We start from the raw sequence: 25,003 nt of genomic DNA, 5'->3' as shown, positions 1-25,003 counted from the left end.
CTATCTGTCTTTACTGTTTTCAGTGTGCTTCCCGTCAAGGTGAGTTTTCATGTTACTGCCTCCGTTTGCCTTGCTCCCTCCTGACGGCTGCCCCTGCATCTGCTGCATCATGCCTTTCATCTTGTCGCTGTCCATCATCATCAGGCACATCTTGCGGCACACGGCATCATCGCTCTCCGCTTTGTCCATCATAGAGCCCATCATCATGTCCATCATGTGCGGGTTTTCCATCATCATGGAGCCCATTATCCGGCAGGTGGCCGTGTCACCCTCCGCCGCCTGCATCATGTGCTGCATCATCATGCCTGAGCCATCGCCCTCGGCCATCATCCGCTTCATAAGCTCCGCCCGCATTTCCCGGTCATTCAGGATGGCAGAGAAAATCTGCTCTTTCTTCTCCTCATCCTGAAGCATGGTGGAGGCGCCTGCCGTTCTCTGGCCCGCACAACCGGTGGCGGCAAAGGCCATCACAAATAAAAGGGCTGTCGTTTGGACTAATCGTTTCATAGTTTTAAATCGTATCATAGTTTTAAAATGTGTGATTAGTGTTCAAAGTGCTGTTTCAGGGGTATCCTTTTCCCCTTTGTTCTGTTTTCAGCTTCTTTTCAGGAGCATGGTCTAAATCATTATAACGCTTGCTTAAACAGGTAGAGGGGCGGTGGTGGAATCACAGCCCCTCTCTTTTAGTTAGCAGCAGCCGCCGGAACGGTTTTGTTTGCCAGGCTCCGGGCCTTCGCTCTTGCCGAACCTAAAGCCGGCACTCTCCACGGCCTTTTGCATCTGCTCGGGTGTCACCGCACTTGGGTCATAGGCCACAGTGGCAGACGCGTCGGAAAGACTGACCTCCGCCGACTTCACACCCTCCAGCTTTGTCAGGGACCGCTGCACGCCATTGGCGCACCCGCTGCAGGTCATGCCCTCCACGGGGAAGGTCTCTTCTACTATACTGCCGGTTTGGCTCCCGTTATAATTTTGCTTTTCGTTTTCCATGATTGTCATATTTAGGTTTAACATAATTAGTTATTTAGCTGCCTTAGCAGCCGGGCTTTTAAAATCCCTCACCGCCTCCCCCAGGTCATAGACGGGGGCGCCGATAGACTTCTCCAGGATACTGGCCCCGATGGCTGACCGGTAGCCGCTCGCGCAGTGGACCACCACGGGCTTGTCTGAGCCGATCTCGTCTGCCCTGTCACGCAGCTCCGGCAGGGGGATGTGAACAGCCTCCTTAAAAATTTCATCACCCTTTACCTCCTGGGCATTGCGGAGGTCCACAATCGTAAAGTCACGCGGGTGCTTCCGGAACGCATCAAGGTCTATCTTAGGGCTGCGCTGCTGCCCATAGGTTGGCGCCTGCAGGGCCCCTTTGATATTCTGCTCATAGCCGATCTTTGCCGCCTTCCGGATGAGGCCTTCCAGGGCCTCCTCGCTTTCGGCCAACAGGTAGAACTCCTCTTCAGGTCCCACAAGGGAGCCCAGCCATGTCTCGAACTTCTTGCCGTCCATGATGTTGATAGCGCCGGGAAGGTGGCCTGCCTTGAACTGCCGCTGCGGGCGCGCATCCACCAGTAAGACACTGTTTTGGAGCGAGGCGTACTTGTTTAGCCGGGGCACGACCTCCACGCTCTTACCATAAGCTGCGGCACCCTTTCTGTTCAGAGCCACGTTGTAGCTGAAGTACCTGGGGATATAGGGCTGCTCTTCCAGGAGCACTCGGACAAAGGCGTCTTCTGACATGGGCTGAAGGGCGTAGTTGTGTGCGGCTTCCTGCCCTATTGTGCTGGAAAGGTCGCTGCTGATGCTTTTCCCGCAGAGGGAGCCTGGGCCGTGCGCCGGATACACCCTCACGTCCCTATCCAGCTGCAGCAGCACCTCGCGCGTGGAGCGGTAGAGCTGCCTTGCCAACTCCTCGCGCCTCGTGCGGGAGTCAGCCGAGTCCTCCCGCAGGTCAGGCCTGCCTACGTCCCCCACAAACAGGGTATCCCCTGTGAATACGGCATGCGCCTCTCCCTGCTCATCCGTCACAAGAACGCTGATGCCGTCCGGGGAGTGGCCGGGCGTGCTGAGGGCCTGAAGCTTTACCTTCCCCACCTTAATTTCATCACCCTGATCGAAGGCAATGTGAGGGTAGGAGGCCGCTGCCAGCTTGCTGATATAGACGGGTGTGCTTGTTGTACCGTGAATCTCCAGGTGGCCGCTCACAAAGTCCGCGTGCAGGTGCGTCTCCACCACCGCCACGACCCTTGCCCCGTGCCGCTCTGCAAAGTCAACGTAAGGCTGCGGGTCCCGGGCAGGGTCCACGAGCGCCACCTGCTTGTCGCTCAGCACCGCATAGGAGGCATGCGCCAGGCCCTCGTCATAAAATCTTTGAACACGCATCATTTCTAACTTAGGTTAAAGCACTTCATTCTCTACCGCTACTTGCCTTTGTCTCTTTGCAGTATGGCTTTCCGCTCCTCATATTCCTCTGTTGCCATCTTCCCACTGGCATACTTCTTTTGAAGAATGTCCAAAGGGGTTTCTCTGTACACTCTTGTCCGTGGCGTAGGGAAGAAAAAGATGGCAAAGATCAAAACCATCCATATGATCCACCAGACCATGTTCATGCCCATCACGTGATATTCATTGTCCATATCTACTTGCTTTAAAAGTTTAATACCATGGTTACTCTATTGCCTTTGCCTCCCCTGCGCCTGTTTTTCCTGGAAACACCATTCGCACAAGCAAGGCAGTTTTACGTGCAGCCACTTTATTGCTACTTGAAGGACTTTGCCTTCAGCCGCAGGCTGTTGGTTACCACAGACACGGAGCTGAAGGCCATGGCGGCGGCGGCGAAGATCGGGTTCAGCAGAAAGCCCGTATAAGGGTACAGCACCCCCGCCGCGATCGGGATACCGACCAGGTTGTAGATAAAGGCCCAGAACAGGTTCTGCCGGATCGTCTTCACTGTTTCTTTGGAGAGCCTGATCGCGGTCACGATATCCTCCAAATCGCCTTTGATAAGCGTGATCTCGGCGCTCTCTATGGCCACGTCCGTTCCCGTTCCCATGGCAATGCCCACGTCTGCCTGCGCCAGGGCCGGGGAGTCGTTGATGCCGTCACCCACCATGGCCACCTTCAGGCCGCTGGCCTGAAGCGCTTTGACATAAGCCGCTTTGTCGGCGGGCAGCACCTCCGCCTGGATATGGTCCACCCCCGCCTGCCGGCCGATGGCCTCTGCCGTCTGCCGGTTGTCGCCTGTCAGCATGTGCACGGCCAGCCCCATCTGCCGCAGGGCGGCGATGGCCGCCTTGGAGGTTTCCTTGATGGTGTCCGCTATGGCGATGACGGCGACGGCTTCCTCGTCCTGCCCCACATAGATGATGGTCTTGGCCTCCCGGCTTAACTTCTCCACCTCCATCTGCAGGTAGGGAGGGACCGCTACCTGGTTTTCATCCAGCAGCGTTCTGTTACCGACCAGGTACCGCTTGCCGTTGTAGCTTGCCTTCACGCCTTTCCCTGTGACGCTGTCAAAGCTGTCCAGGGAAACGGCCTCAGGGCTTTCCGGCTTCAGGTGGTTGACGACGGCCAGCGCCAGCGGGTGCTCCGACTGGGCCTCCATCGCATACACAACACAGGAGGCTTCCTGCCTTCCCTCCGGGGAAAGGTCCCAGAGCACGTCGGTCACCTCCGGTTTGCCCTGCGTGATGGTGCCTGTTTTGTCTACGACGATGGCATTGAGCTTGTGCGCCAGCTCCAGGCTCTCGGCATTCTTGATCAGGATGCCGTTCTCCGCCCCCTTGCCGATGCCCACCATGATGGCGGTGGGGGTTGCCAGGCCAAGGGCGCAGGGGCACGCGATGATAAGCACGGTGACCGCCGCGATGATGGCGTAGGTGATCTGGGGCTCCGGCCCCCACACACTCCAGGCGATAAAGCTCAGGATGGCAATCACGATCACGATCGGAACGAACACGGACGATATACGGTCAACCAGCTTCTGGATAGGCGCCTTGCTCCCCTGCGCCTCCTGCACCAGCTTTATGATCTGCGCCAGCATGGTCTCGCTGCCCACCCGCTCGGCCACCATCCTGAAGCTGCCCGTCTTGTTGATCGTGGCTCCGATCACCGCATCACCAGCCTCTTTCTCCACGGGGATGGACTCGCCCGTGATCATGCTTTCGTCTATCACAGACTTTCCCTCTGTGATCTTTCCGTCTACCGGCACCTTCTCTCCGGGCCTGATCAGGATAATGTCCCCCTTCGCTACCTCCCCTATCGGAACCTCCAGCTCTGTGCCCCCGCGGATGACCCTTGCGGTCTTTACCCCGAGGTTTATCAGTTTCCTGATGGCGGCGGAGGTGCGCGACTTGGCCCTCTCCTCAAAGTACCTGCCCAGCAGGATCAGGGCCACGATGACAGCGGCCACCTCATAGTACACGTGCGGCTCCAGGCCCCTGCTCCTGAGGTACCCCGGGAAAAAGGTGTTGAAGGCACTGAACAGGAAGGCAGCCCCCGTTCCCAGGGCAATCAGCGTGTCCATGTTGGCGGAGAGGTGCCGGGCCCTTTTATAGGCAATGATGAAAAAGTCCTTCCCGCTCCAAGCCACCACCGGGGCGGTAAGCGCCAGCATGATCCAGTCGGCATAAGGGATTGCCGGGAAGACCATGGCGATCAGCAGCACAGGCACGGAAAGCACCGTGGCCACAATCAACTTAAACCTGGTATCGCGCAGTTTCTTCTCCTCCCTCTCCTCACGGCTCTCCTGATCTGCCTTATCGGGCACTACCAGGCTGTAGCCAATCTCTGCGACGGCCGCCTGCATCTTCTCGGGAGTGGCCACCTCCGGCTCGTGCTCCACCAGCACGCTGGCGTCGGCGAAGTTCACGCTGGCCGACTTCACTCCCTCCACATGAGACAGCATACTCTCGACGCTGTTGGCGCAGGAGGCACAGGTCATTCCTTCTATTTCATACCTGTCTTTAACTGTTGGTTTTGCGATTACATCTTCCATTGCCTCATCCTTTCGATTTTGAACCCTGCTTTTCAACTGCCTGTACTGTGTTGTGATGGCTTAATGTGCTCTACTCGCACAAGAAACTTATTCGGGTCTTCTATGTACACTTCCGGCCTCCCGCAGAAGCCTCCTTATTAAAAAACCGGGGCGGTGGCTTTATGCAGCCGCTACAGTTCGCGTTTAACTGTTAGTGTGAGAACCAGCTAAAAAGCCCCTGTTCACATGATTCATGTACATGGCAGCAGGTCAGTTCAAGGTATCTCTTGTTTCACCGCACGCCGGCATTTGCTGCCCCATGTAAGGGTTCCGGATTTCCTTTGCCTCACTTAACCAATAGGCCCCTTTGTTGCCGTTAGCCATGGGGCAGTACTGGACGTACAGCGTTTGCCGGCCTGCTCCGAAAACATCCACCGCCTTTATCTTTGTCTCGGAGACAAAGGCGAAGTTCTCCCTTTTCCCCTCCATCGTTTTGGCCTCCTTACAAAGCTCCACATGGTCCATCAGGAAGAACTTCTTCTCTTTCCAGAAATCATGGGCACTCCCGGCCAACAGTCCGTCGTTTACCTCAAGCAGCGCCGCCATCATGCGTGTACTGGCACGCTCCACCTCCTTTTCATCTGCTGCCACCAGGCTTTCTTTTAGTGCAAGGTAAGTATCTACAACCCTGTTGAGCTGCTGCTTAAACGCTGCCGGGGCTTCCTGGCTAAAGTCCAAAGTACCTCCTTCTACAAATTCGGTGATCGGAATCTGGTTCTTCCTGATAGAGTCATCAATTGTCCCATAGTTCATATCCATGTTCCCGTGAGCCTCCATCGGGTCAGCTTCATTCTCTGCCACTTCCTTCTTTTTACCCTCACACGCTGAAAGAAAAACGAGTACCAGGGCAGTAACCGCGATAGACGTTGGCTTGGCAAGTACCTTGTTCATTTTGCTTTATCTTTTCATCGAGTAGCTGTTAAGTAGCTGTCTGTCATCACAATTAATTCTGAGTTGTTCTCTTTGAATTTAAACCCATCGGCTTCAGATAAGGCTTTATGAACTGTGCTAAAAAGCAAGTGTATCTGTGCTTTTATTCCAGCAGCTGCGTTCAGCATTGTGCTGAGTAAACCTCTCCTGATCTTACCATTCCGAACACCTGCTTTATCAGCTTGTTCATCACGGCCACCAAGGCTACCTTCTTTGCTTTTCCTGCCGCCACCATCCGCTCATAGAGCTCCCGGCAAGCTTTGTTGTAGACCTTTGCCGTCATGGAACACATGTACAGTGTGGCTCTTATGTTTTTGTCCCCGATCCTGCTGATCCCCCTGTATCCTCTTATCGATGTACCGGACTCATTGATACAGGGGCAGATCCCGATAAAGGCGCTGAACTGCCTGGCAGAGGTAAAGTTTTTGAACCCGGCGGAGACCACAATGAGCTCAATGGCAGACTTAGTGCTGATGCCGGGAATGGTCTGCAGCAGGGCAAACAAATCTCTGCAATGCTCCTCCGCATGTTGCTGCATCTGGCGCTCCAGTACCTCGATTTGCTTTTCTATGCTTGCCAAGACTGCTTTGCAGGCCTTCACAGCGGCTTTATCCGCTTCTTCCAGTTGGGACAGGGCATGCAACTGGTTGGAGAAAGAGCGCTTGCTCTTGACCAGCAGCTTCAGGGGCATGCGCTGTTGCTGCAGCTTCCGCATGAAGGGGGCTGGCGGCTCGTAGAGCTTTGGCTGCATGCGCTCCCCGTACTCGGCAATCAGCGCAGCATCCACCCGGTCTGTCTTCGTGCTTCTGAGCTTGGCCTGGGCAAAGCGCTTGATCTGCAGAGGATTCACCACAGATACTCTGATTCCTTTTTCATACAGCGCTACAGCTAAGTGCAGGCTGTACACTCCTGTTGCTTCCATGATGCACCAAGTCTGGTTCGATAGGCTCTTAAGGAAGCTGCTGATGCCTTTTTTGTCGTTGCTGTGCAAGGAAGTGGTGACACTGCCATCCAGTTTTGTAGCGACCACAAAACTGTCTTTGGCCACATCGATACCCATGTAAGTTTGCTCCATCATGTCATGTTTTTAGGTTATTCAGGTGACAGAAAGATAGCTTCTCTTGCACTCAACATCCTGATGCAGGCTCTGGGCCTAATGAACTGTTCAAGGTGAAGAAGCCGGGTAGGGGGATTGTCATAAAGCGCGGGCTTTTAGAACCCATGTTAAGCAGGAATCTTATTCCCTACCCAGTCTTTTTGTCTACAGCTTAGATACTCATTTTCTCTGTTTCTGATAAACTTTCAACCCAATCAACAAAAGGGAAAAAGATACCTACAGGATTAGTTACAAACATAGGATGTAATCAGGAAAAGGATCTATATAACTTTACCCGAAAGATAAAGGCCCGCCTGTTCAGACAGGCCTTTATCTCCGATTAAATTATAAGGGTATGTTTAAGCTTCCACACCTGCAAAGCTTCTGCACGCTTCCTCGCACGCGCGGCAGATTTTGGCGCAAGGCTTGCACTCGTGTTCTTTATCCACATTATTTTCGCATGCCTCCGCGCAACTCCTGCAGATCTCGGCGCACTCCCTGGCCAGGTGCCTGGCGTGCTCCGAGTCTGAACCCACAAATCTTGCCGTGGCGTAACATATGTTGGCGCAGTCCCGGCATAGCCTGATGACACGTGTCAGCTCATCGGTTCTATCATTGTCCAAACTGGCGTTAAAAGTGACGTCGCACTCTGCACCGCACGCGGCCAGAATTCGGAGTAAGTCTTTGTGATTGCTGTTGTTCTCTAATTCGTGATTCATAGTTTTAATTGTTTGTTAGTTAAGGGATAAATGAAAAGCCTGCCTGAGCAGGCAGGCTTTGGTAATACATGCTTTATTTCTTTAAGTCCCGCCCGAGCACTTCTCTGCGCTCTTCATAGGCTTCTGTGCTCATCTCAAAGGAGGCGTACTTCTTGCGCAGCACGTCCAGCGGGCTTTCTTTGCCTCCGTCTTTAGAGGGAGAGAACAGCTCATAGAGGAGCATAAACACCACGCCTGCAAAGAGAAGCGTGCAAAGGAAACTATATCCGAAAAATTCCATTTTTATAATTACTTTAGTTTAACATCTTACTTTAGTTTGTTTGCCTGGCTCAGGTACTGCCACAAGCAGGGCAGGTAGCGAAGGGCGGCCAGACAAACAGCTAAAGAAAGCCAGTGCCCTTCACTATCTTACCTTTTTATGACTTCCTGTCAGAAGTCATTCCGCCATGCCCCGTATTGTGGTAAGCCGGGTAGCCTTTCCGGGCTCCGGCTTAAAGCTTCTGGCTCTTGGGCTCAGCGGCTTTGTCCTTATTCCCGTCCATTTTCATGTTAGGGTCCATTTTCATGTCACCGTCCATTTTCATTCCGCCTTGCATGCCGCTCATCATCTTGGCGCACATGGCCTGCATCTCTTCGCTCTCCATCATCGCCATGCATCCCTCCATGTCTTTGCTCTCCATCATGGCCATGCAACCGGACTTCTTGCCTTTGTCTTCCTGCTGCGGCTTGTTCCCTTGCGAGAACACGTTAAGCGAGAACACCATCAGGAAAGCCACGGAAAGGGCGGCGAGTACTATCTTCATCTTAGTCTTCATAATCTTCGTTTTTTAATTTACTAGTTGGTTATCCGAACGCCTACCTTAGCGTTCTTATATAGTAAACCCCAAAAAAGGCTTATCCGTTGTACATGATTCCGGATGAAATGTACAAGATTTCGCCTCACACTTTACCTATGGCGTTTCTCTCCCTGTCCCCGGATTCCTTGTACTGGTTCACCGTCAGCCCCGTCACGGTCTTGAACTGGTTGGAAAGGTGGTGCACGCTGCTGTAACCGAGCTTGCGGGCTATCTCGCTCAGGTTCATCTCCTCGTACTCCAAGAGTTCCTTCACCTTCTCTATCTTCTGGAGGATGAGGTACTTTTCAATCGTGATGCCCTCCCGTTTGGAGAACGTCTTGCTCAGGCTGCTGTAGGACTGGCCGACCCGCTCGGCGATGTAGTCCGAGTTGCGGAGGTTGGTGGTCACGTTACCCTGGACAAGGTCCAGCACGGCCAGCTTCACCTGCTCTGCAAGCAGCTCGTCCTTGTCCTGGATCAGCTCAAAGTCATGCTTTGCCAGCACCTGCTTCACAGCGGCCATGTCCACCTGTCCATGGCCGAAGATGGTGATCTCCCCGAGCCTGTCAATCTCGAACGCCACGCCCAGTGCCTCCAGCTCACTGCTGATCACTGTGATGCAGCGGGGGCACACCATGTTTTTGACTTGAAAAGTAGTTCCTTCCATAAGTTTTTCTATCTATTGTATATCATGGGAATTCTCCTCCTGAAGCAGTAGATCCATGTCCTGCATCAGCTGGTCCACCTCCTCGGGCTTGGTGCCGTCATAGTGGCCCCTCACCCTGCGTCGGGAGTCAATCAGCAGGAAAGCGCCGCTGTGCACCAGCCCGCCCGGCTCAGCCTCATCCTCCATGGCACTCGCCATGTAGCTGTTCTGGGCAATATCGAAGATGGCCTCCCTGTCGCCCGTGACAAAGTGCCATCTCTCGGAGTCTACGCCGAGCCGGTCGGCGTAATCCCTCAGCACAGCCACCGTGTCATGCGTAGGGTCAATGGAATGGGAGAGGAACTTCACGCGCTCGTTATACTTGTACTTCCCGTACACGCGCAGCATCTGGCTCTTCATCTTTGGGCAGATCGTGGGGCAGGAGGTGAAAAAGAAGTCAGCCACATAGACGCTTCCCTTAAAAGTCTCCGGCGTCACAAGGGAGCTGTCCTGGTCCACGAAGGCGAAATCCGGGATGGTGTGGTAGAGGGTGTCCCCCGCCTGGACTTCCCTTGGCCCCAGGACAGGCAGGCGCTCCTCCTCTTCCTGGCACGAGGAGCGCGCCGCCATTACAAAAACCAGGCTCAGGTAGAGGCTGTGTTTTAAGGTCTTCCGTTTCATTTATCTTTTAACTAAGCGTTTCAAGTTCAAAGCATGGATTTGGCAGCAGTTTCGCTGGCCTCCATTTTTTCTTTTACCGTGAGTATCTCCTTCCGCTTAAGCTCCAGGTACTCCAGGGCCCGGGCTTTTCCCATCGCCTGATCAGGGTCTTCGTAGGTGCGCATCCACTGCATCATGGCCTCATCGGCCTCCTCCAGGTCTTTTATGGTCAGCAGCAGGGCCGCTGCCTCGTCTTTGCTATCAGCATCCGCTGTGTCCAACTGTGCCACTTTTTCCTTCAGCTCCTTTTTCAGGTGCATCAGCGTCCCGATCCGTGGCATAATCTCATCGTGCACGCCCATCACCCCCCCTTTCAGGGCCTCCACCTCACCCGGTTCCTCCTGGTCCTCCGCAGCGGATGCCTGTTGCTGCTTGCAGGAGAACAGGGAAAGGGAAAACAGGAATGTTATCAGAAAGGGGTACAGGCACTTAAAGTCTTTTCTTTTCATCTTAAGCATGCTAATGGGGAATAAGAAAAGGCAGAGGCTTTACCGCCCCTGCCTTTTACAGATTTACATTCTTTCGTACTGGCAGCATCCGGGCAGGCTGCCATAAGCCTCCTCCGTTGCCTTTACCTGCTCCGTGTCGTGTCCCACGCCGGCAACGTGCTTCTGGATGTCGGCCTCCGTTACCTTGGCCGGATCATACTTTACGGCGAGGGCTTTTGTCTCCACGTCCCAGCTGGCGGACTGAACGCCTTCTGGCCCAAGGGCAGCTTTTTCGATGCGCTTCTTGCACATGCCGCACTTGCCATTCACTTCAAAGGTGGCAGTTTCCGTGGCCTGGGCCACTGCTGTCTGCTTTGTGGTATTTGTATTCTGTGCCTGTACTGAAACACCGGCAAAGGAGCCGAACATAAGGGCGATGGTTAAAATATTCTTTCTCATTTTATAGGTTAATTGCTCTCTAACTTGATTATAAATTCACTAAATAGTTTCTTCAACGGATCCGCAGCCGGGCATTTTCTGGCCCATGAAGGGATTCCTTACCTGCTCCTCAAAACTCAGCCAATTGGCCCCCTGCCCATCCAGTGCCATGGGGCAGTGCTGCCAGTAAAGAGGCTTGTCGGTCACTTTCATGTCTTTCATTGCCTGGTACAGCTGCCGTGACAGCTGGGCAAAGGCCTGCCGCTGGGCCATTATGTCCTGGGCTTCGGCTAACTGCCCAGCACTTTCCATTAGCTGGCTGCGCTGTCCTTCACTTAGCTTGCTGCTCTCCAGGCCTTCCTGAAGATCGCTTGCCGCCTGCTTCACCTGCTCGTAGTTGTCATTCACCAGGGCATTCTTGATGTCCATGTACGCCTTCACAAAGGCCGGCTCACCTTCTGTATTGACAGCGGCTGCCTCATTTCCCTGCTGCGCCATGTCCATGCCTTCCATTTCACCCATGCCTTCCATGCCGTCAGCCATTCCCATTTCTTCTGTTTCTTTGGCGGCTTCCTGCTGATCACTGCTACAGGCCGTCATGAAGGTGAACAGCATCATCGCTACGATCATAGAAGCCCATTTTAGATTGCACTTTTTCATCTTTAAAAATTTAGGGTTATAAAAAATAATTACGGTTTAATTACATCTTTCACCTCGCCGCAGGTGCGCATGTTCGCTGCCATGAACGGGTTGCGTATCTCTTTTGTCTCGCTAAGCCAGTAGGCCCCCTCGCCCCCTTTGGCCATCGGGCAAAAGTCCACGTAGAGCGTTTGCCGTGCCCCGAAGGCCTCCACTACCTTGATGAGCGGCTGGGACAGGAAGATGAAGTTCTCGCGTTTCCCTTCGATGGTGTCTGCCTCCTTGCAAAGTTTGGCGTGCTGGAACAGGAAGCTTTTCTTCTCCTCCCAGAAATCCTTTGCGTCTCCCTTCAGCAGTTTGTCATCCACCTTGTTGAGGGCTGCCAGCAGGGCCGTGCTGTATTTGGCCGTCTCTTTCTCATCTGCCTCCACCAAAGCCTCTTTCAGCTTAAGGTAAGCATCCACCACGTCGTTTAGCTGTTTCTTGAAAGCCGCCGGCACCTGATCCCGCAGGTCAACCGCATCCCCCTCCACGAATTTCGAAGTTGGGGTCTGCGACAGGTTCGCCTCTGTCCCCGCCATGTCCATTCCCGGCATGTCCATTCCTGGCATTCCGGCCATCGCGCCCCCGGCCACACCGGGGTCAGCGTTCGGGTTCATCATGCTCACCTTGCCCTGCAGCTGGGCCGCCGCATCCACCTGGAACACACCGTTGGTCACGACTTCCTCGCCTGCCTTCAGGCCGCTGTTCACCACGTACATGTCCCCAGCCTCAGGGCCCAGCCCCACCTCGCGGAACTCGAAGGTCGGCTGCTCAAACGCAGGGTCCTTCACGTACACCACGGCTCTTTTCCCCGTCCACAGCACCGCCGTCCTCGGGATCATCAGGGCACTGGCAGCCACGTCCAGCTCGCTCTGCAGCACGCCCTGCGCAAACATGTCGGGCTTGAGCTTCCCATTGTTGTTTGTCACCTCTGTACGCACTGAGGCGGCGCGTGTCTCCGGGTTGATGATGGGGTCGATGAAGGTGACCTTGCTGGTAAACACTTCACCCGGAAGTGACGGCACCGTGAAGCGGACCTCATCGCCTACCTCTATCCAGGGCAGATCGCTTTCATAAGCATCGAAGAGCACCCACAGGTCATCCAGGGAGGTAACCTGGAACAGGGGCTGCCCCTCGCTCACGTACTCGCCCACATTCACGTTTTTGGCCACGACCGTGCCGGACTGTGTGGCATAGATATTTAGGTTGTCCTGTAGCTTTCCGCCGCTTGCGATGCGACCGATCTGCGCATCTGAAATATTCCAGAGCTTGAGCTTGCGCACGGCGGACTCATAGAAAGAAGGGTTCGTTTCCCGGAGGCGCGCGGCCACCTGCAGCTCTTTCTGCGCCGTGATCAGCTCAGGGGAGTAGATGCTGGCCAAAAGCTGGCCCTTCTTTACCTCCTGCCCCGTGAAATTCACGTGCAGCCGCTCGATGCGGCCGGGGAAACGGGCTGTGATGTCCCCTACGGCTGTTTCCTCTGCCTTTACCTTCCCGGGAAGGTGAAGCTCCTTTGTCGGTTCCGCCTGCTGCACCGCGACGGTCTGCACGTTGGCCAGCTGCATGGCCGCCTCCGTCATCTGTATCTCGTTGACGGAGACAGTCGCCCCTCCTCCTTCCTGCAGCGGAATCAGGTCCATGCCGCAGATGGGGCACTGCCCCGGCTCGTCCATGCGGATCTGCGGGTGCATGGCGCAGGTCCAGATAGTGCCTTCCCCCTCCTCCCCGTGCGCATGGGCCAGCTCAGCTCGCTCCTCTGTTACAGGGGCCTCGGCCTCCCCGCCGAAGAACACCCACCCCAAAAGCAGGCCGAGCGCTAAAAAGCCCAGCCCGAAATACCACATTCTTTTATCTATCTTCTGTCTCATATCGGCTTCCCATTAAGTAGTTGATGTTATAAACTCGGTTGTTCAGGGCTGTTCTGGCCTGGGCCAGTTCTAAACGGTAGTTCAGGAGCTGCCGCTCCATGCGGAGCACCTCCTCAAAGCTGTTCCTGCCCGTGGAGAACTCCTCCTGCAGCAGGGCAAAGGACTCTTCGGCTAATGACGTGAGCCTTTTGTAGAGGACAACCTTTCTCCGCGCGTCCAGCAAGTCCCTGTACTCCTCCTCCAATTCCGTGAGCAGCTGGTTCTCCAGGTTCTCCCTCCGAAGTTCCACAGCCTCCTTTTCCAGCACGGCCTCTTTTTGCATGGCCCTGTACTTCTTTCGGTAGATGGGCACTCTGATGCCTACCTGCGGGAAAAGAACCGCGTCCTGCCCGTTGTCGGGCATCTCCACGCCTCCCCTGCCTGCGATGCTGGTGTAGCTCGCCCCCAGCGTAAATGCGGGAAGGCCCATTTTCCTGGCCACTTCTACCTGGTTCTCATACACCTGGGCCTCCTGCCGGAGTTGCTCGAGCCGGGGGTTCTGCGCCAGCAGGGTGTTGTAAATCGCCTCCTTCTCCAGCAAGAGCTCCTCTTCCCACAGGGAGTCCGGAAAGGTGATGGGTTCCTGCAGGTCCGTGTTCAGTAGCTGCTCGAACCTTGTCACCAGCGGCTCCCTGCTGTCGGCCAGGTACTCCAGCCGGCTGCGTAGCTCCTCCTCCTCCATCTCGACCTGCAGCACGGCTGACAGCCCTGCCTGCCCTGTCTCAAAATACACCTGCGCCAGCTCCTTAAAAGAAGTGAGGATCTCCAGGTTCTCCTCTGTGATGCGGGTGGCTGCTTGCAGGTAGTACAGGTCGTTGTAGGTGACGCGGATGTCCCGGTAAAGCTCCAGCTTGGCCTCCTCAAAGGCCTGCAGCCGCACCTTGGCCCGCTGGGCGGCCACCCGCTCCTGGGCCTCCAGCGTGCCGAACCAGGGGAACATCTGGCTTGCCGAGAAAGTGGCCCGCTGCGCCCCCACGCGCGTCTCGACGGGCTGAAGGAAATAGGCGAAGCTCACCTGCGGGTCGGGTAGCGCCCCTGCCTGCGGCACCTGCTCCAGCGCCGCCAGGTAGTCTGTGAACAGCGCCTTGAGCCTCGGGTTGTTCTCTGCTCCCTGCACCAGGTACCTGTCTACCGGCCTCTCTTCCTGCGCCTGCGAAAGCAGGGGCAGCAGAGCAAGGCTGAAGGCGAGAAGCCAATACGTTATATTTTTATATCTTTTGTCTTTCATGATGCTTTTGCTAATGCTTTTGGTTTCTTTGCCCACTTTCTCTCCTGCCACATGCTGTAGAGCACCGGCACCACAAACATGGTGATGGACTGAATAAACATGCCCCCGAACGTCGGGATGGCCATCGGGATCATAATGTCCGAGCCCTTTCCGGTAGAAGTGAGCACAGGAAGTAAAGCTATGATAGTGGTGGCGGTGGTCATCACGGCAGGCCTTACCCGCTGGCTTCCGGCCATCACAACGGCTCTTCTGATGGAGTCCCTGTCGGTGGTGTCCTCCCTTGCGAACACCTGCTTGAGGTAGGTGCCCATCAGCACGCCATCATCGGTGGCAACGCCGAAGAGGGCGATGAAGCCCACCCACACGGCCACACTCAGGTTGATGGGGCGTATCTGGAACACGTCCCGCATGTTCTCCCCGAAGAGGGTGAAATCCAGGAACCACCCCTGGTTGTAGAGCCAAAGCAGGATAAAGCCGCCGGAGAAGGCCACAAACACCCCGGAGAAGGCCATCAGCGTCGGCTGCACCTCCCCGAACTGGAAGTAGAGGAGCAGGAAGATGGCCAGCAGGCTGATTGGGATGACGATGGAAAGTGTCTTGGCGGCCCTGAGCTGATTTTCGTAGTTCCCCGCGAACTTGTAGCTCACGCCCGCCGGCACCTCGAACTCGCCGGAGGCGATCTTCTCATTGATCACTTCCTGTGCGTTCTCCACGACCTCTACCTCTGCAAAGCCTTCCTCTTTGTCGAAGATGACATAGCCCAGCAGGTAGGTGTCCTCGCTTTTGATGTTCTGCGGCCCCTGCACGTAATTTATCTCCGCCAGCTGCCCCAGGGGCACCTGCGCCCCGGTAGGGGTAGGAACGAGCAGGCCTTTCACATCCTCGGGGTTGTCCCTAAACTCCCGGGCGTAGCGCACCCGAACCGCGTACCGCTCGCGGTCCTCCACGGTGGTGGTCATTTCCATGCCACCGACGGCCGCACTGATGATCCGCTGCACATCCGCAATGGAAAGGCCATAGCGGGCGATCGCCTTCCGGTTGATGTCGATCTCCATGTACGGCTTTCCCACCACGCGGTCGGCGAAGACAGAAGGATCCTTCACCCCTGGCACCTCCTTGAGGATATCCTCCATCTGCAGGCCCACCTTTTCGATGGTCTCCAGGTCAGGGCCGAACACTTTCAGGCCCATCGGGGCCCGCATGCCGGTAGATAGCATGATCAGGCGCGTGGCAATGGGTTGTAGTTTCGGGGCCGAGGTCATGCCCGGCAGGTTGGAGGCAGCCACAATCTCCTCCCAGATGTCGTCCGGGGACTGGATATGGTCGCGCCACTGGCGGAAATAGGATCCATTAGGATCCGGCACCAGCAGTGAAACGTCCAGGTCCGCGCGCTCCATCGTTTCCGGATCGAATACCTCCCCGTTCTTAAGCACATACTGACCCTCGTCATTCACCTCAAAGGCGACGCGGTACCCGTCCTGGTCCCGCACATACTCTGACTTGTAGTTAACGACGTTCTCGAACATAGAGATAGGCGCAGGGTCGAGGGCCGTGGCGGCGCGCCCCCATTTCCCGACCGTCACATCCACCTCGGGGATGGCCGTCACCAGCAGGTCGAGCTGGCGGATGGTCTCAATGTTCTCCTCCACGCCGGAATGCGGCATGGTGGAAGGCATCAGCAGGAAGGTCCCCTCGTTCAGCGGCGGCATGAACTCCTCCCCGGCGCCCGGGAAAGTCTCGCTCACAGCCACCCAGGCGCCTGTCTCCCGCACGTTCCACCCCAGCTTCTCCGCCCCGCTGGCCGCAAAGCCAAAAACTCTGTCAAAGCCCTGCCAGGCCAGAATGCCGAACAGCACGATAAGGATAGGCATGGAGAGGAACTTCCACTTGTTGCGAAGGCACCAGGACAGTATAGGCTGGTAGTACTTCACCATGGCAAGCAATGCCCCTAACCAAAACGCAATGATGCCTGCCACGAAAATGAGGTTGGTCACATAGCTATGCGCCGCGCCCAGCGGCAGCCACTCTTTGGTCAGGAAGTAAAGCACACCCACCAGCACGATCCCCACATTCAGGTAGGTAGGGTACCGCTTTTTATCCTCTGGCCAGTATGGCTCCAACAGGTTATTCGTTCCCAATGCAAGAAGAACGATGCCTGCCCAGGGTACATAGAAGAGCACCAGCACACCTAAAGCAAGAAGGCTGAAGTTCCATATCCTCCTCGTTCTGCTCTTGCCGAACTCAAGGGAGAACAGCGCGTGGGCGAGCGCGGGGATGACCACGATGCCCACGAACAGGGCCGCTAAAAGGGCAAAGGTCTTGGTGAAGGCCAGGGGGCCGAACAGCTTGCCTTCCTGCCCTGTCATGGCGAAAACGGGAATAAAGCTGATAACGGTCGTAGCCAGGGCCGTCAGCACGGCAGAGGCGATCTCAATCGTCCCCTCATATATTACCTCCAGCTTGGAGCGCCCCTCGTTCCCGGGCATCTCCAGGTGGCGGATGATGTTCTCGGTGAAGATGACCCCCACATCCAGCATTACCCCGATGGCAATGGCGATGCCGGACAGGGCCACGATGTTGGCGTCGACTCCGGCGTAGCGCATTACGATAAAGGTCATCAGCACCCCGATAGGCAGCAGGCTGGAGATCAGGATGGAGGCGCGCAGGTTCAGCACCAGGACCACCACCACGATGATGCTGATGAGTATCTCCAGCGTGAGGGCCTCCTCCAGCGTGCCCAGCGTTTCGTAGATAAGGCCCGTGCGGTCGTAGAAAGGAACCACCGTTACCTTGGAGACGGTGCCGTCCGGCAGCACCTTGCTCGGCAAACCGGGCGCCATCTCCTCGATCTGGTCCTTTACGCTGTTGATCACCGCGAGTGGGTTGGAGCCATAGCGGGCCACGACCACCCCTCCTGTTGCTTCGGCCCCGCCTTTGTCCAGGCCGCCGCGCCGGGTGGCGGGCCCCATGTGCACGCGGGCGACATCCTGCAGCCGGATCGGCGTATTCTCATTCACGGCCACCACGGCCTCTTCCAGGTCATCGATGCTTTCGATGTAACCAAGGCCGCGCACCAGGTATTCTGCTTTGTTAAACTCGATGGTGCGGGCCCCCACATCCTGGTTGCTCTCCTGCACGGCCTGCATGATCTGCCGCACGTTCACCCCGTGGCCTCTCATGGCGATAGGGTCGATGTCCACCTGGTATTCCTTTACGTACCCTCCGATAGAGGCCACCTCGGACACGCCTTCAGCGGACGCAAGGGAGTACTTCACGTAAAAGTCCTGGATGGAGCGCAGCTCCTGCGGGTCCCAGCCGCCGGTGGGCTCCCCCGTCTCAGGATTGCGGCCCTCCAGCGTGTACCAGTACACCTGCCCCAGCGCCGTGGCATCAGGCCCCAGCGCTGGCTGAACACCCTCGGGCAAGGTGCCGGAAGGCAAAGAGTTGAGTTTCTCCAGTATCCTGGAGCGGCTCCAGTAAAACTCCACATCCTCCTCAAAGATGACGTAGATGCTGGAAACACCGAACATGGAGCTGCTGCGGACGGTTTTCACGCCCGGAACCCCTAAGAGTGCTGTGGTGAGCGGATAGGTTATCTGGTCCTCAATGTCCTGCGGAGACTTGCCTTTCCATTCGGTAAAGACGATTTGCTGGTTATCCCCAATGTCCGGTATCGCGTCGACCGGCACGGGGTCTCTGGGCATCCAATCAATACCCCAGTTAAAGGGGGCGGTGGAAATACCCCAGGCCACGAAGGCAACAGTCAGCAAGGCCGTCACCAGTTTATTCGTTAAAAAAAATCTGATTATTCTGTTAAGCATAGTTGTTTCTTGTTGTAAAGGAATAGACAACATGGCTCCGTAAAGACAAAGCCATAGGCTACAGACCCTTTGTGAAGACTGTACCTACAGTACTTCGTTGAGGGTGTGCCTACAAGAGAATAACTATGCTCTAAATAAGGAAAGACTGAACCCTGATGTAGATATCAGACTCAGCTAAAGGGGGCTGTTTGGAATGGAACAGAAGCTTTCTGGACGGCTCGTCCAGGAGCAGCGCGAGGCGCAGCTCACTTATGAAATGAACTAAAACAAGCTGCAGCTGGGGCGTAAACTTGATGGCCTGCTGATCAAGCTGGAAGTCATCCTCAACCGATACATGGTCTGTGTCGCTGTGGCAGTCACAGTCGGCGGGCATGCTGCCCGGGTCGCAGCAGGACTTTGTGTCCGCTGCCCCAACCGAGACGTTTGCCAGCACTTTTCCACAGAAATGTTTCGTCACGGCAAAGCCCGCCGTGCTCACGAGCAAGGAAATGACTAAGACGATATGGAAAAGATGACGCACTTCTTGTTTTTTCTTACCCAACGTGAAACAATGAAAAATAGTTCCTTTGCTATACTCTTTTACAGAGAGTTGGATTATCAATGCACAAAGCTAACACAAATAACGGAATTATCCAAGCTTCCACATTTATGCTAAGGCGGCGTGCTGTGTGACCTTCCCTCTTAATAGGTATGGACAGCACTGCAGCTCTTTTCCACAATCCTGCAAGCGGGGTGGTTCTGCACAGGCAATGGGCGCATCATACCGGCCCGCTACGTTTTAAAACTTTAATAGGGCTGCTCGTGTATCTAAGCTAAAAAACAGTAGCGCTTATGATGGATGGGGTAATGGATGGGATGATGGGCATGGGAGCCGGTATGATGCTGGGAAGCGTGCTCTTGCTTGTCATCCTGGTGCTTTTGATTGCGTGGCTGGTAAAACGGGCAAAGAAGTAAAAGGGAAGCAAACAGAAAGCACCCTAATTGGGTAGAAACTGAGTTCCCCTGATGGTACAGCTATGCCCCCTGGTGCAGTGCAGGTAACCATAAACAAGGATAGACCTAACCTCCTGCTCCCGGCAAGGGTTAAGAACAAATACTTTAGCAGAGAATTGTTAATTAAAATGACAGGTAAAGAAGGCCATAAGGCAACGTATAACAGCATGATAGCACTCTGTGCCCGTATCCTGGTGATAGGCTTTTTGGTGAACCTGGTTTGGGAAAACGCGCAAGGCTTCCTGTATGTTGGCTACGGCGGCTTTTGGGAGCATTTCTGGGTCTGCTTTGTTGCCTCTGTCATAGACGCCCTGGTGATTTTGCTGGTTTACCTCGCGCTTGCCCTTATTTATCATGATCTTTACTGGCCGAAGCACAGCACTTCTGTTCGGTACGCTGTGGTAGCTTTGGTCGGAGGCGCACTCGCTGTTGGCTTTGAGCTGTGGGCACTGGCAACAGGGGAATGGAGCTATACTGCTTTGATGCCCCTGATTCCGGTTCTTGAGGTAGGCCTGTCCCCGCTGGCTCAGCTCATGGTGCTGCCTGTCCTCACCTATTACATAAGCATGCGCAAGACCAGCATGTAGATTTGAAACATGTGAAAGCCTGCTTGCTTATCCTGCGAAGGCCTTTAGTAAATCCGCTTAGTCAAAAAACAGGATGCACAAAAAGGCAAGGTCGTTATGAAAAGGACTGCCCTGTCCAGAATAAAGGCTACGCATAAAATTTAATTTTGCCAACCCTTTACATTTGTTGAGCCAGGGAAAGTGGAATGGGACTCTGCTCAAGGAGCGGCTCATCAGGAGCATTCCGGTCAGCTTGCATATTGTCCGTCTATAGCTTTACAATTGTGAGCGGTTTTATTTGTTGCATGCATTCTGAATATGCCTTAAACCTATACCATCATAATCTTCTTTCCTCTTTTGATGGCACAATAATTCTTCCAAAGCTTTTTCACTTCTCCAGTTCTAAGGTGTGCTTCTACAGGAGTGACGAACTCCGCTCAACCCTGCTACATCTGACGTTATACACCGTTCCTGAGTAGGCTAATAATTTTTTGGCAGGCTCCAGAAGCCTCCCTTTTGGTTCTTCTTGTATCAAGGCTTATTGAGGCAAAGAAAATTTCAGCCTTGCCCCACCTCCCTTACCTTTGCGCTTCTTTAACCGACTTTTTTAGCGTTTCGTTCTTCGACCCTTTTGTAGACCTCCTCTCTGCTAATGCAGACTAAGGTCGCTAATTACTCAACTATTTGGCCGCGGCTCATCAGCCTGGGTACCATCGCCTCAAAGTCCGCGCTAAAGCTAAGGTGGCCACATCTTTTTGCAGAAACTCATCCAGCTGCTCTGCTTCATCTGCCTTTACCTCATTGCTTTTTTAGATGCTCTACTCTACCTCTTTCTTGGGGGCTCTATTAATAGCTATAAGGGCAGTATAATAAGTCTTAACTGTTATAATTTAGATAACCCTAAAAATAAATTACAAGTATTATAAAATAATACTTAGCTTTGCTAAATCTTAATAGTGCCATTGTATGAAAAGAACGACACTACTTCAGTTCTGTATCGGCATCTTCCTTTCTTCCATAGCATTCGTGGGGTGCGAAGCGATCTTACCCGATGTGCCTGAGCCCGAAACGCTGCTAGGGGAGCCTATGCCTGACCTCTTGCCCCAGCAGTTGCAAAACCATATCAAAGGAGACGAAGAGTTCGGGCGCGTCTTTGGCGTGCTTGACGGGCTGGGCCCCGTCTTCATCTCTAACTCCTGCGAGAGCTGCCATCTGGGGGACGGCAAAGGCCACCCGTCCACTGACATTATCCTTTTCAACAGAAGGGACAACTTAGTTGAGGGTGAACCGGACTCTGTTTTTAATCCTATGGTTTCAGTGAACGCTTCCCATCTACAAACCCGGGCTATCCTGGGCTACACGGCTGAGGTACTGCCATCTGACATAAAGGGCTTCTCAAGGATCAATCCACCGGCCGTTACCGGGCTGGGGTTTCTGGAGGAGGTCACGGATGCTGATATTCTGGCGATGGCCGACCCTGAGGACGCCAACGGGGACGGTGTTTCAGGGGTGCCTAACTATGTTCACCCGCCTGACTTCTTTGTTCCCAAAAGCTCTCATATCCCGGACCAAGCCGGCAGGTATATTGGCAGATTCACTAAAAAGGCCGCCTCCATTGACCTGCTGCAGCAAACGGCAAGTGCCTACCTGTTCGACATGGGCATCACTTCCGACTTTTTTATGGAGGACTTATTCAACGAGCTGAACGGCAATCACACCGGCGACGACGTGCCAGACCCTGAGGTGCCGGCCAGCGTCGTGCGTAACACGGTGTTTTATTTGCGCACGCTGAAAGCGCCTGAGCGTCGTGGAGCGGACAGGCCGGAGGTGCTGGCAGGGGAGAAGCTTTTCCTGCAGGCAGGTTGCGGCACCTGCCACGTGCCCACCCTCAAAACAGGCCTCTCCGACGTTGAGGCGCTGAGCAACAAGGAGTTTCACCCTTACACGGATTTACTGCTGCACGATATGGGCCCCGAGTTAGATGACAACTTCACAGAAGGCTCCGCCCGGACAAGCGAATGGCGCACCGCCCCGCTCTGGGGGATCGGGCTGGCGGAGGATTCGCAGGGAGGAAGGGCCTTCTTCCTGCACGACGGCCGGGCAAAGTCCCTGGAGGAGGCCATCGACCTACACGGAGGCGAGGGGGCGAGGAGCCGGGACAAGTACAATGAACTATCTGCTGCCGAAAAGCAAAACCTGATAAAGTTCCTGAAATCACTATAGTCATGGAAAGAAACGAATTCCTGAAAAAATGCGGCGCTCTCTGCCTGTCCGGTATTGGGCTGAGTGCGCTGCAGGGTTGCAAAGCCGCCTACTACATCCCCAACACCCTCACGGGAAATAAGCTGGCGGTCAATAAATCAGACTTTTTAGAGCATACCTGGGTTTTGGTGAAATCGGAGCGGTTTGCCGAACCTATCTACCTGCGCAAGTTGCAGGAAGACCAGTATTCAGCTGTTCTCCTGCACTGCACGCACAAAGGCTGCGAGGTTAACCCGGCCGATGACTACCTGGTTTGCCCCTGCCACGGCAGTGAGTACACGGCAATTGGAAAAGTGGTTCATGGGCCAGCAGAACGCGATTTGCACAAGTTTGCGGTCAGCACTGACCAAGAGAAAATTTACATTCAACTATGAGAAAGCTTTTTACCGCTTGCCGGGCAAGAGTAATAAAAAGAGGTTTAACGCTTACCGGCATGCTGGTGATGGTGGGTTTGCCAGCCTTTGCCCAGATCGACAGCCTTTTTACCCGCAGCCCCAGGGACACCACGCAAAACGCCGTCGTGCAGGATGCTATTTATAACCGGCCTTTTATCACACTGGGCAAGACCAGCACGGCCGTAGGGGGCTATGTGGAGGGCAACACCAATTATTTCTCTACCGATGGTGTTTCCGAAGGCTTTTCCATGGAACTGCGGAGGTTCAACATCTTCCTCTACTCGACCATAGCCCGCCGGATTAAATTCCTGTCCGAGCTGGAGTTTGAGCACGGCACGGAAGAAATCAGCCTCGAAACGGCACTGGTGGACTTTGAGGTTAACCCGGCCTTCAACCTGAGAGCCGGGATTATCGTGGCTCCCATTGGGGCTTTTAACCAAAGACACGACAGTCCGCTGTGGGAATTCATCGAGCGGCCGCTGGTAGCCACGCAGTTGATCCCGAGCACCCTTTCGGAAGTAGGCTTTGGCGTTCACGGCAAAGTGTACGGGCGCAACAAGGTCTTCACGTATGATGTTTACCTGGTGAACGGGCTGCGGGACGACGTTATCCTCAGTGCCGAGGGCAGAACATTCCTGTCGGCCGGCAAGAACCCCAGGATGTTCGGGGAAGACAACAACGGCGCACCGATGCTTACGGGCAAAGTGGCCTTTCGGCACCGGGAGGTAGGGGAAATAGGACTCTCCTATTACGGGGGTGCTTACAATACCTTCAGAAGAGATGGTGCAGTGGTAAGTGCCAAAACAAGGCTGGGCATATATGCCCTGGATTTCAATACACAGATCCGGAAGGCGGTTATCAACGGTGAGTTTGCTTTCGTGACGGTAGACGTGCCTGTTACGGCCGGACCCGCCTTTGGGACCAGGCAGCAGGGAGGGTATGTGGAGGTAGTCTATCCGGTATTAAGCCGCACCATGCTGAGTTACGAAGAAACGGTCCTAAACCTCAACCTGCGGGTGGAGAGCATCGATTACAATGTGGGCACATTTGCAGAAACAGGCCTTCCGGTGGGCGATGAGATTCGCGCCATCGTTCCCGGGGTTAGCCTCAGGCCCTCGGCAAACACCGTTTTGCGGGCCAATTACCGCTACCATTGGACAAAGGACTTACTGCGGAACCCCACGGTCCGCACTGCAGGCCTTCAGGTCGGCTTTGCCAGTTATTTTTAAATACGACAGTTAGGAAAGCCAGCAAGATAATAAGTTCGGAGCAGGACAGACCTAGAAGCTGTTTAGAGTTTAATTAACCTCCAAAGAGTTAGGCGGGTAAAAGTGTTTGCAAAGACATCCTAAACCTAAACCTAATTCGATGGAAGTCATAAGCGAAGATAGCATAAACCGCTGGGTTTTGCCTCACCTGAGTGTCGGCAAAAGAGGGTCTAAACTGCAGGTGAAGACCGCCGAGATCGTTTCAGCCATTCTCTACCGGCTTAAAACGGGCTGCCAGTGGCGGGAGCTTCCCACAAAGGAGTTCTTCTCGGGCAGGCGCCTGAGTTGGCAGGGGGTGTACCACCATTTCAGGAAATGGTCGGCCGACGGCAGCCTGAGAAGCGTCTGGACAGGGCTGCTCAGGAGCCGGCGCAGGCTGCTTGACCTCTCCTCAGTGCAGCTGGACGGCAGTCAAACCATCTGCAAGAACGGAGGGGAGCATGTGAGCTATCAGGCCAGGAAGGCCGCCCGAAGCTGCAACAGCCTGTTTCTCTCTGACAGCAAGGGGCTCATGCTGGCCTGCAGCACACCGGCCGCAGGAGCTCATCATGACCTGTTTGAAATAGAGCAGGTCATGGCAGAACTGTGTGGGCTCTTGGCAGAGGCGGGCATCGAGACAGAGGGCCTGTTCCTCAACGCTGACGCCGGTTTTGATTCACAAGGATTCAGGAGCCTGTGCTCAAAGATGAAGCTAGAGGCAAACATTGCCTTTAACCCCAGAAACGGGGCAGGGAAAGGAGAGTATGTGTATTTTGACGAGGAGCTCTTTAAAAACAGGACCGTCATTGAGCACGCAAACGCCTGGCTCGACGGCTTCAAGGCCCTGCTCATACGCTTCGAGACAAAGGCACAGCACTGGCTGGACCTGCACTTACTGGCTTTTTCTGTGCTCTTTATCCGGAAAATAAGTAAAATTGAAAAACGCTAAACAGCTTCCTAGTTTAACTTATGCTGATACTAAACATTGGAGGCTATTCTGATTTATATCCTTGCTTTTTAGGGCTTTCAAATGGCAATAGTTGAAATTTCAAACAGTGCTC

Annotated in this window: 25 protein-coding genes; 6 read left to right on the top strand and 19 right to left on the bottom strand. The window is 54.6% G+C overall.

Going from position 1 to position 25,003, the window contains the following annotated elements:
* The 19 genes from ABD920_RS07515 to ABD920_RS07425 form a co-directional block, all read right to left on the bottom strand.
* Positions 1-507 (bottom strand): hypothetical protein, encoded by a 507-nt coding sequence (locus ABD920_RS07515; RefSeq protein ID WP_345157981.1) that lies wholly within the window; start codon positions 505-507, stop codon positions 1-3.
* 180 nt (positions 508-687) lie between these two features.
* Positions 688-990: a heavy-metal-associated domain-containing protein gene (locus ABD920_RS07510; protein WP_345157979.1), complete on the bottom strand. Its 303-nt coding sequence runs from the start codon at positions 988-990 to the stop codon at positions 688-690.
* A 30-nt stretch (positions 991-1,020) separates the two neighbouring features.
* Positions 1,021-2,379 (bottom strand): MBL fold metallo-hydrolase, encoded by a 1,359-nt coding sequence (locus ABD920_RS07505; protein ID WP_345157977.1) that lies wholly within the window; start codon positions 2,377-2,379, stop codon positions 1,021-1,023.
* Between the two features lie 35 nt (positions 2,380-2,414).
* A complete protein-coding gene (locus ABD920_RS07500; RefSeq protein WP_345157976.1) occupies positions 2,415-2,630 on the bottom strand; it encodes an SHOCT domain-containing protein in 216 nt (71 codons plus the stop codon).
* A gap of 122 nt (positions 2,631-2,752) precedes the next feature.
* On the bottom strand, positions 2,753-4,990 hold the full coding sequence (locus ABD920_RS07495) for a heavy metal translocating P-type ATPase (protein WP_345157975.1): 2,238 nt from the start codon (positions 4,988-4,990) through the stop codon (positions 2,753-2,755).
* A 249-nt stretch (positions 4,991-5,239) separates the two neighbouring features.
* Entirely contained in the window at positions 5,240-5,920 is a 681-nt protein-coding gene (locus tag ABD920_RS07490; protein WP_345157973.1) for a DUF3347 domain-containing protein, read from the bottom strand.
* Between the two features lie 160 nt (positions 5,921-6,080).
* Positions 6,081-7,037, bottom strand: coding sequence for an IS110 family RNA-guided transposase (locus ABD920_RS07485; protein ID WP_345157971.1), 957 nt, complete (start codon positions 7,035-7,037; stop codon positions 6,081-6,083).
* Positions 7,038-7,414: 377 nt separating this feature from the next.
* The gene (locus tag ABD920_RS07480; protein ID WP_345157970.1) at positions 7,415-7,774 is read right to left on the bottom strand and encodes a four-helix bundle copper-binding protein; all 360 of its coding nucleotides are present in this window, start codon (positions 7,772-7,774) and stop codon (positions 7,415-7,417) included.
* A gap of 73 nt (positions 7,775-7,847) precedes the next feature.
* Positions 7,848-8,054, bottom strand: coding sequence for an SHOCT domain-containing protein (locus ABD920_RS07475; RefSeq protein WP_345157969.1), 207 nt, complete (start codon positions 8,052-8,054; stop codon positions 7,848-7,850).
* 211 nt (positions 8,055-8,265) lie between these two features.
* Positions 8,266-8,589 carry a hypothetical protein gene (locus ABD920_RS07470; protein ID WP_345157968.1) on the bottom strand — a complete coding sequence of 108 codons (324 nt, stop codon included), beginning with the start codon at positions 8,587-8,589 and terminating at the stop codon, positions 8,266-8,268.
* Between the two features lie 124 nt (positions 8,590-8,713).
* Entirely contained in the window at positions 8,714-9,277 is a 564-nt protein-coding gene (locus ABD920_RS07465; RefSeq protein WP_345157967.1) for a helix-turn-helix domain-containing protein, read from the bottom strand.
* A 12-nt stretch (positions 9,278-9,289) separates the two neighbouring features.
* Positions 9,290-9,937, bottom strand: a complete 648-nt coding sequence (locus ABD920_RS07460; RefSeq protein WP_345157964.1) for an SCO family protein — start codon at positions 9,935-9,937, stop codon at positions 9,290-9,292.
* Positions 9,938-9,963: 26 nt separating this feature from the next.
* A complete protein-coding gene (locus ABD920_RS07455; RefSeq protein WP_345157963.1) occupies positions 9,964-10,425 on the bottom strand; it encodes a hypothetical protein in 462 nt (153 codons plus the stop codon).
* 63 nt (positions 10,426-10,488) lie between these two features.
* Entirely contained in the window at positions 10,489-10,863 is a 375-nt protein-coding gene (locus ABD920_RS07450; RefSeq protein ID WP_345157962.1) for a heavy-metal-associated domain-containing protein, read from the bottom strand.
* Positions 10,864-10,902: 39 nt separating this feature from the next.
* A complete protein-coding gene (locus tag ABD920_RS07445; RefSeq protein WP_345157961.1) occupies positions 10,903-11,472 on the bottom strand; it encodes a DUF3347 domain-containing protein in 570 nt (189 codons plus the stop codon).
* Positions 11,473-11,531: 59 nt separating this feature from the next.
* Complete coding sequence (locus tag ABD920_RS07440; protein ID WP_345157959.1) at positions 11,532-13,391, bottom strand: efflux RND transporter periplasmic adaptor subunit; 1,860 nt, start codon at positions 13,389-13,391, stop codon at positions 11,532-11,534.
* Positions 13,372-14,658, bottom strand: a complete 1,287-nt coding sequence (locus ABD920_RS07435; RefSeq protein WP_345157958.1) for a TolC family protein — start codon at positions 14,656-14,658, stop codon at positions 13,372-13,374. The genes ABD920_RS07440 and ABD920_RS07435 overlap by 20 nt, the downstream gene beginning before the upstream one ends.
* Entirely contained in the window at positions 14,655-18,479 is a 3,825-nt protein-coding gene (locus ABD920_RS07430; RefSeq protein WP_345157956.1) for an efflux RND transporter permease subunit, read from the bottom strand. Before ABD920_RS07430 ends, ABD920_RS07435 begins: the two co-directional genes overlap by 4 nt.
* A gap of 130 nt (positions 18,480-18,609) precedes the next feature.
* Positions 18,610-19,020 (bottom strand): HYC_CC_PP family protein, encoded by a 411-nt coding sequence (locus ABD920_RS07425; protein ID WP_345157954.1) that lies wholly within the window; start codon positions 19,018-19,020, stop codon positions 18,610-18,612.
* A gap of 290 nt (positions 19,021-19,310) precedes the next feature.
* Here ABD920_RS07425 and ABD920_RS07420 point away from each other — a divergent pair, with 290 nt between their 5' ends.
* From ABD920_RS07420 to ABD920_RS07395, 6 genes are all read left to right on the top strand, one after another.
* Positions 19,311-19,433: a hypothetical protein gene (locus tag ABD920_RS07420; RefSeq protein WP_345157952.1), complete on the top strand. Its 123-nt coding sequence runs from the start codon at positions 19,311-19,313 to the stop codon at positions 19,431-19,433.
* Between the two features lie 206 nt (positions 19,434-19,639).
* Entirely contained in the window at positions 19,640-20,059 is a 420-nt protein-coding gene (locus ABD920_RS07415) for a hypothetical protein (protein WP_345157950.1), read from the top strand.
* Positions 20,060-21,004: 945 nt separating this feature from the next.
* Positions 21,005-22,261 carry a di-heme oxidoredictase family protein gene (locus ABD920_RS07410; RefSeq protein ID WP_345157949.1) on the top strand — a complete coding sequence of 419 codons (1,257 nt, stop codon included), beginning with the start codon at positions 21,005-21,007 and terminating at the stop codon, positions 22,259-22,261.
* A gap of 2 nt (positions 22,262-22,263) precedes the next feature.
* Positions 22,264-22,674: a QcrA and Rieske domain-containing protein gene (locus tag ABD920_RS07405; protein WP_345157947.1), complete on the top strand. Its 411-nt coding sequence runs from the start codon at positions 22,264-22,266 to the stop codon at positions 22,672-22,674.
* Positions 22,671-23,924, top strand: coding sequence for a hypothetical protein (locus tag ABD920_RS07400; RefSeq protein WP_345157944.1), 1,254 nt, complete (start codon positions 22,671-22,673; stop codon positions 23,922-23,924). Before ABD920_RS07405 ends, ABD920_RS07400 begins: the two co-directional genes overlap by 4 nt.
* Before the next feature lie 139 nt (positions 23,925-24,063).
* Complete coding sequence (locus ABD920_RS07395) at positions 24,064-24,891, top strand: transposase (protein ID WP_345157942.1); 828 nt, start codon at positions 24,064-24,066, stop codon at positions 24,889-24,891.
* Positions 24,892-25,003: the final 112 nt, after the last annotated feature.

It is taken from the genome of Pontibacter saemangeumensis, assembly GCF_039541895.1.
GTDB lineage: Bacteria > Bacteroidota > Bacteroidia > Cytophagales > Hymenobacteraceae > Pontibacter > Pontibacter saemangeumensis.
Note: the sequence above shows the minus strand (reverse complement) of the source record. Positions and strands in the feature narration are given on the sequence as shown.

Bases quoted from the DNA above. Each gene is read 5' to 3' on its own strand.
- ABD920_RS07410 (WP_345157949.1), top strand. From the start codon at position 21,005: ATGAAAAGAACGACACTACTTCAGTTCTGTATCGGCATCTTCCTTTCT.
- ABD920_RS07485 (WP_345157971.1), bottom strand. From the start codon at position 7,037: ATGATGGAGCAAACTTACATGGGTATCGATGTGGCCAAAGACAGTTTT.
- ABD920_RS07470 (WP_345157968.1), bottom strand. From the start codon at position 8,589: ATGAAGACTAAGATGAAGATAGTACTCGCCGCCCTTTCCGTGGCTTTC.
- ABD920_RS07510 (WP_345157979.1), bottom strand. From the start codon at position 990: ATGGAAAACGAAAAGCAAAATTATAACGGGAGCCAAACCGGCAGTATA.
- ABD920_RS07395 (WP_345157942.1), top strand. From the start codon at position 24,064: ATGGAAGTCATAAGCGAAGATAGCATAAACCGCTGGGTTTTGCCTCAC.
- ABD920_RS07495 (WP_345157975.1), bottom strand. From the start codon at position 4,990: ATGGAAGATGTAATCGCAAAACCAACAGTTAAAGACAGGTATGAAATA.
- ABD920_RS07435 (WP_345157958.1), bottom strand. From the start codon at position 14,658: ATGAAAGACAAAAGATATAAAAATATAACGTATTGGCTTCTCGCCTTC.
- ABD920_RS07450 (WP_345157962.1), bottom strand. From the start codon at position 10,863: ATGAGAAAGAATATTTTAACCATCGCCCTTATGTTCGGCTCCTTTGCC.
- ABD920_RS07445 (WP_345157961.1), bottom strand. From the start codon at position 11,472: ATGATCGTAGCGATGATGCTGTTCACCTTCATGACGGCCTGTAGCAGT.
- ABD920_RS07455 (WP_345157963.1), bottom strand. From the start codon at position 10,425: ATGAAAAGAAAAGACTTTAAGTGCCTGTACCCCTTTCTGATAACATTC.
- ABD920_RS07500 (WP_345157976.1), bottom strand. From the start codon at position 2,630: ATGGACAATGAATATCACGTGATGGGCATGAACATGGTCTGGTGGATC.
- ABD920_RS07400 (WP_345157944.1), top strand. From the start codon at position 22,671: ATGAGAAAGCTTTTTACCGCTTGCCGGGCAAGAGTAATAAAAAGAGGT.
- ABD920_RS07505 (WP_345157977.1), bottom strand. From the start codon at position 2,379: ATGATGCGTGTTCAAAGATTTTATGACGAGGGCCTGGCGCATGCCTCC.
- ABD920_RS07490 (WP_345157973.1), bottom strand. From the start codon at position 5,920: ATGAACAAGGTACTTGCCAAGCCAACGTCTATCGCGGTTACTGCCCTG.
- ABD920_RS07420 (WP_345157952.1), top strand. From the start codon at position 19,311: ATGATGGATGGGGTAATGGATGGGATGATGGGCATGGGAGCCGGTATG.
- ABD920_RS07515 (WP_345157981.1), bottom strand. From the start codon at position 507: ATGAAACGATTAGTCCAAACGACAGCCCTTTTATTTGTGATGGCCTTT.
- ABD920_RS07430 (WP_345157956.1), bottom strand. From the start codon at position 18,479: ATGCTTAACAGAATAATCAGATTTTTTTTAACGAATAAACTGGTGACG.
- ABD920_RS07480 (WP_345157970.1), bottom strand. From the start codon at position 7,774: ATGAATCACGAATTAGAGAACAACAGCAATCACAAAGACTTACTCCGA.
- ABD920_RS07475 (WP_345157969.1), bottom strand. From the start codon at position 8,054: ATGGAATTTTTCGGATATAGTTTCCTTTGCACGCTTCTCTTTGCAGGC.
- ABD920_RS07460 (WP_345157964.1), bottom strand. From the start codon at position 9,937: ATGAAACGGAAGACCTTAAAACACAGCCTCTACCTGAGCCTGGTTTTT.
- ABD920_RS07415 (WP_345157950.1), top strand. From the start codon at position 19,640: ATGATAGCACTCTGTGCCCGTATCCTGGTGATAGGCTTTTTGGTGAAC.
- ABD920_RS07405 (WP_345157947.1), top strand. From the start codon at position 22,264: ATGGAAAGAAACGAATTCCTGAAAAAATGCGGCGCTCTCTGCCTGTCC.
- ABD920_RS07440 (WP_345157959.1), bottom strand. From the start codon at position 13,391: ATGAGACAGAAGATAGATAAAAGAATGTGGTATTTCGGGCTGGGCTTT.
- ABD920_RS07465 (WP_345157967.1), bottom strand. From the start codon at position 9,277: ATGGAAGGAACTACTTTTCAAGTCAAAAACATGGTGTGCCCCCGCTGC.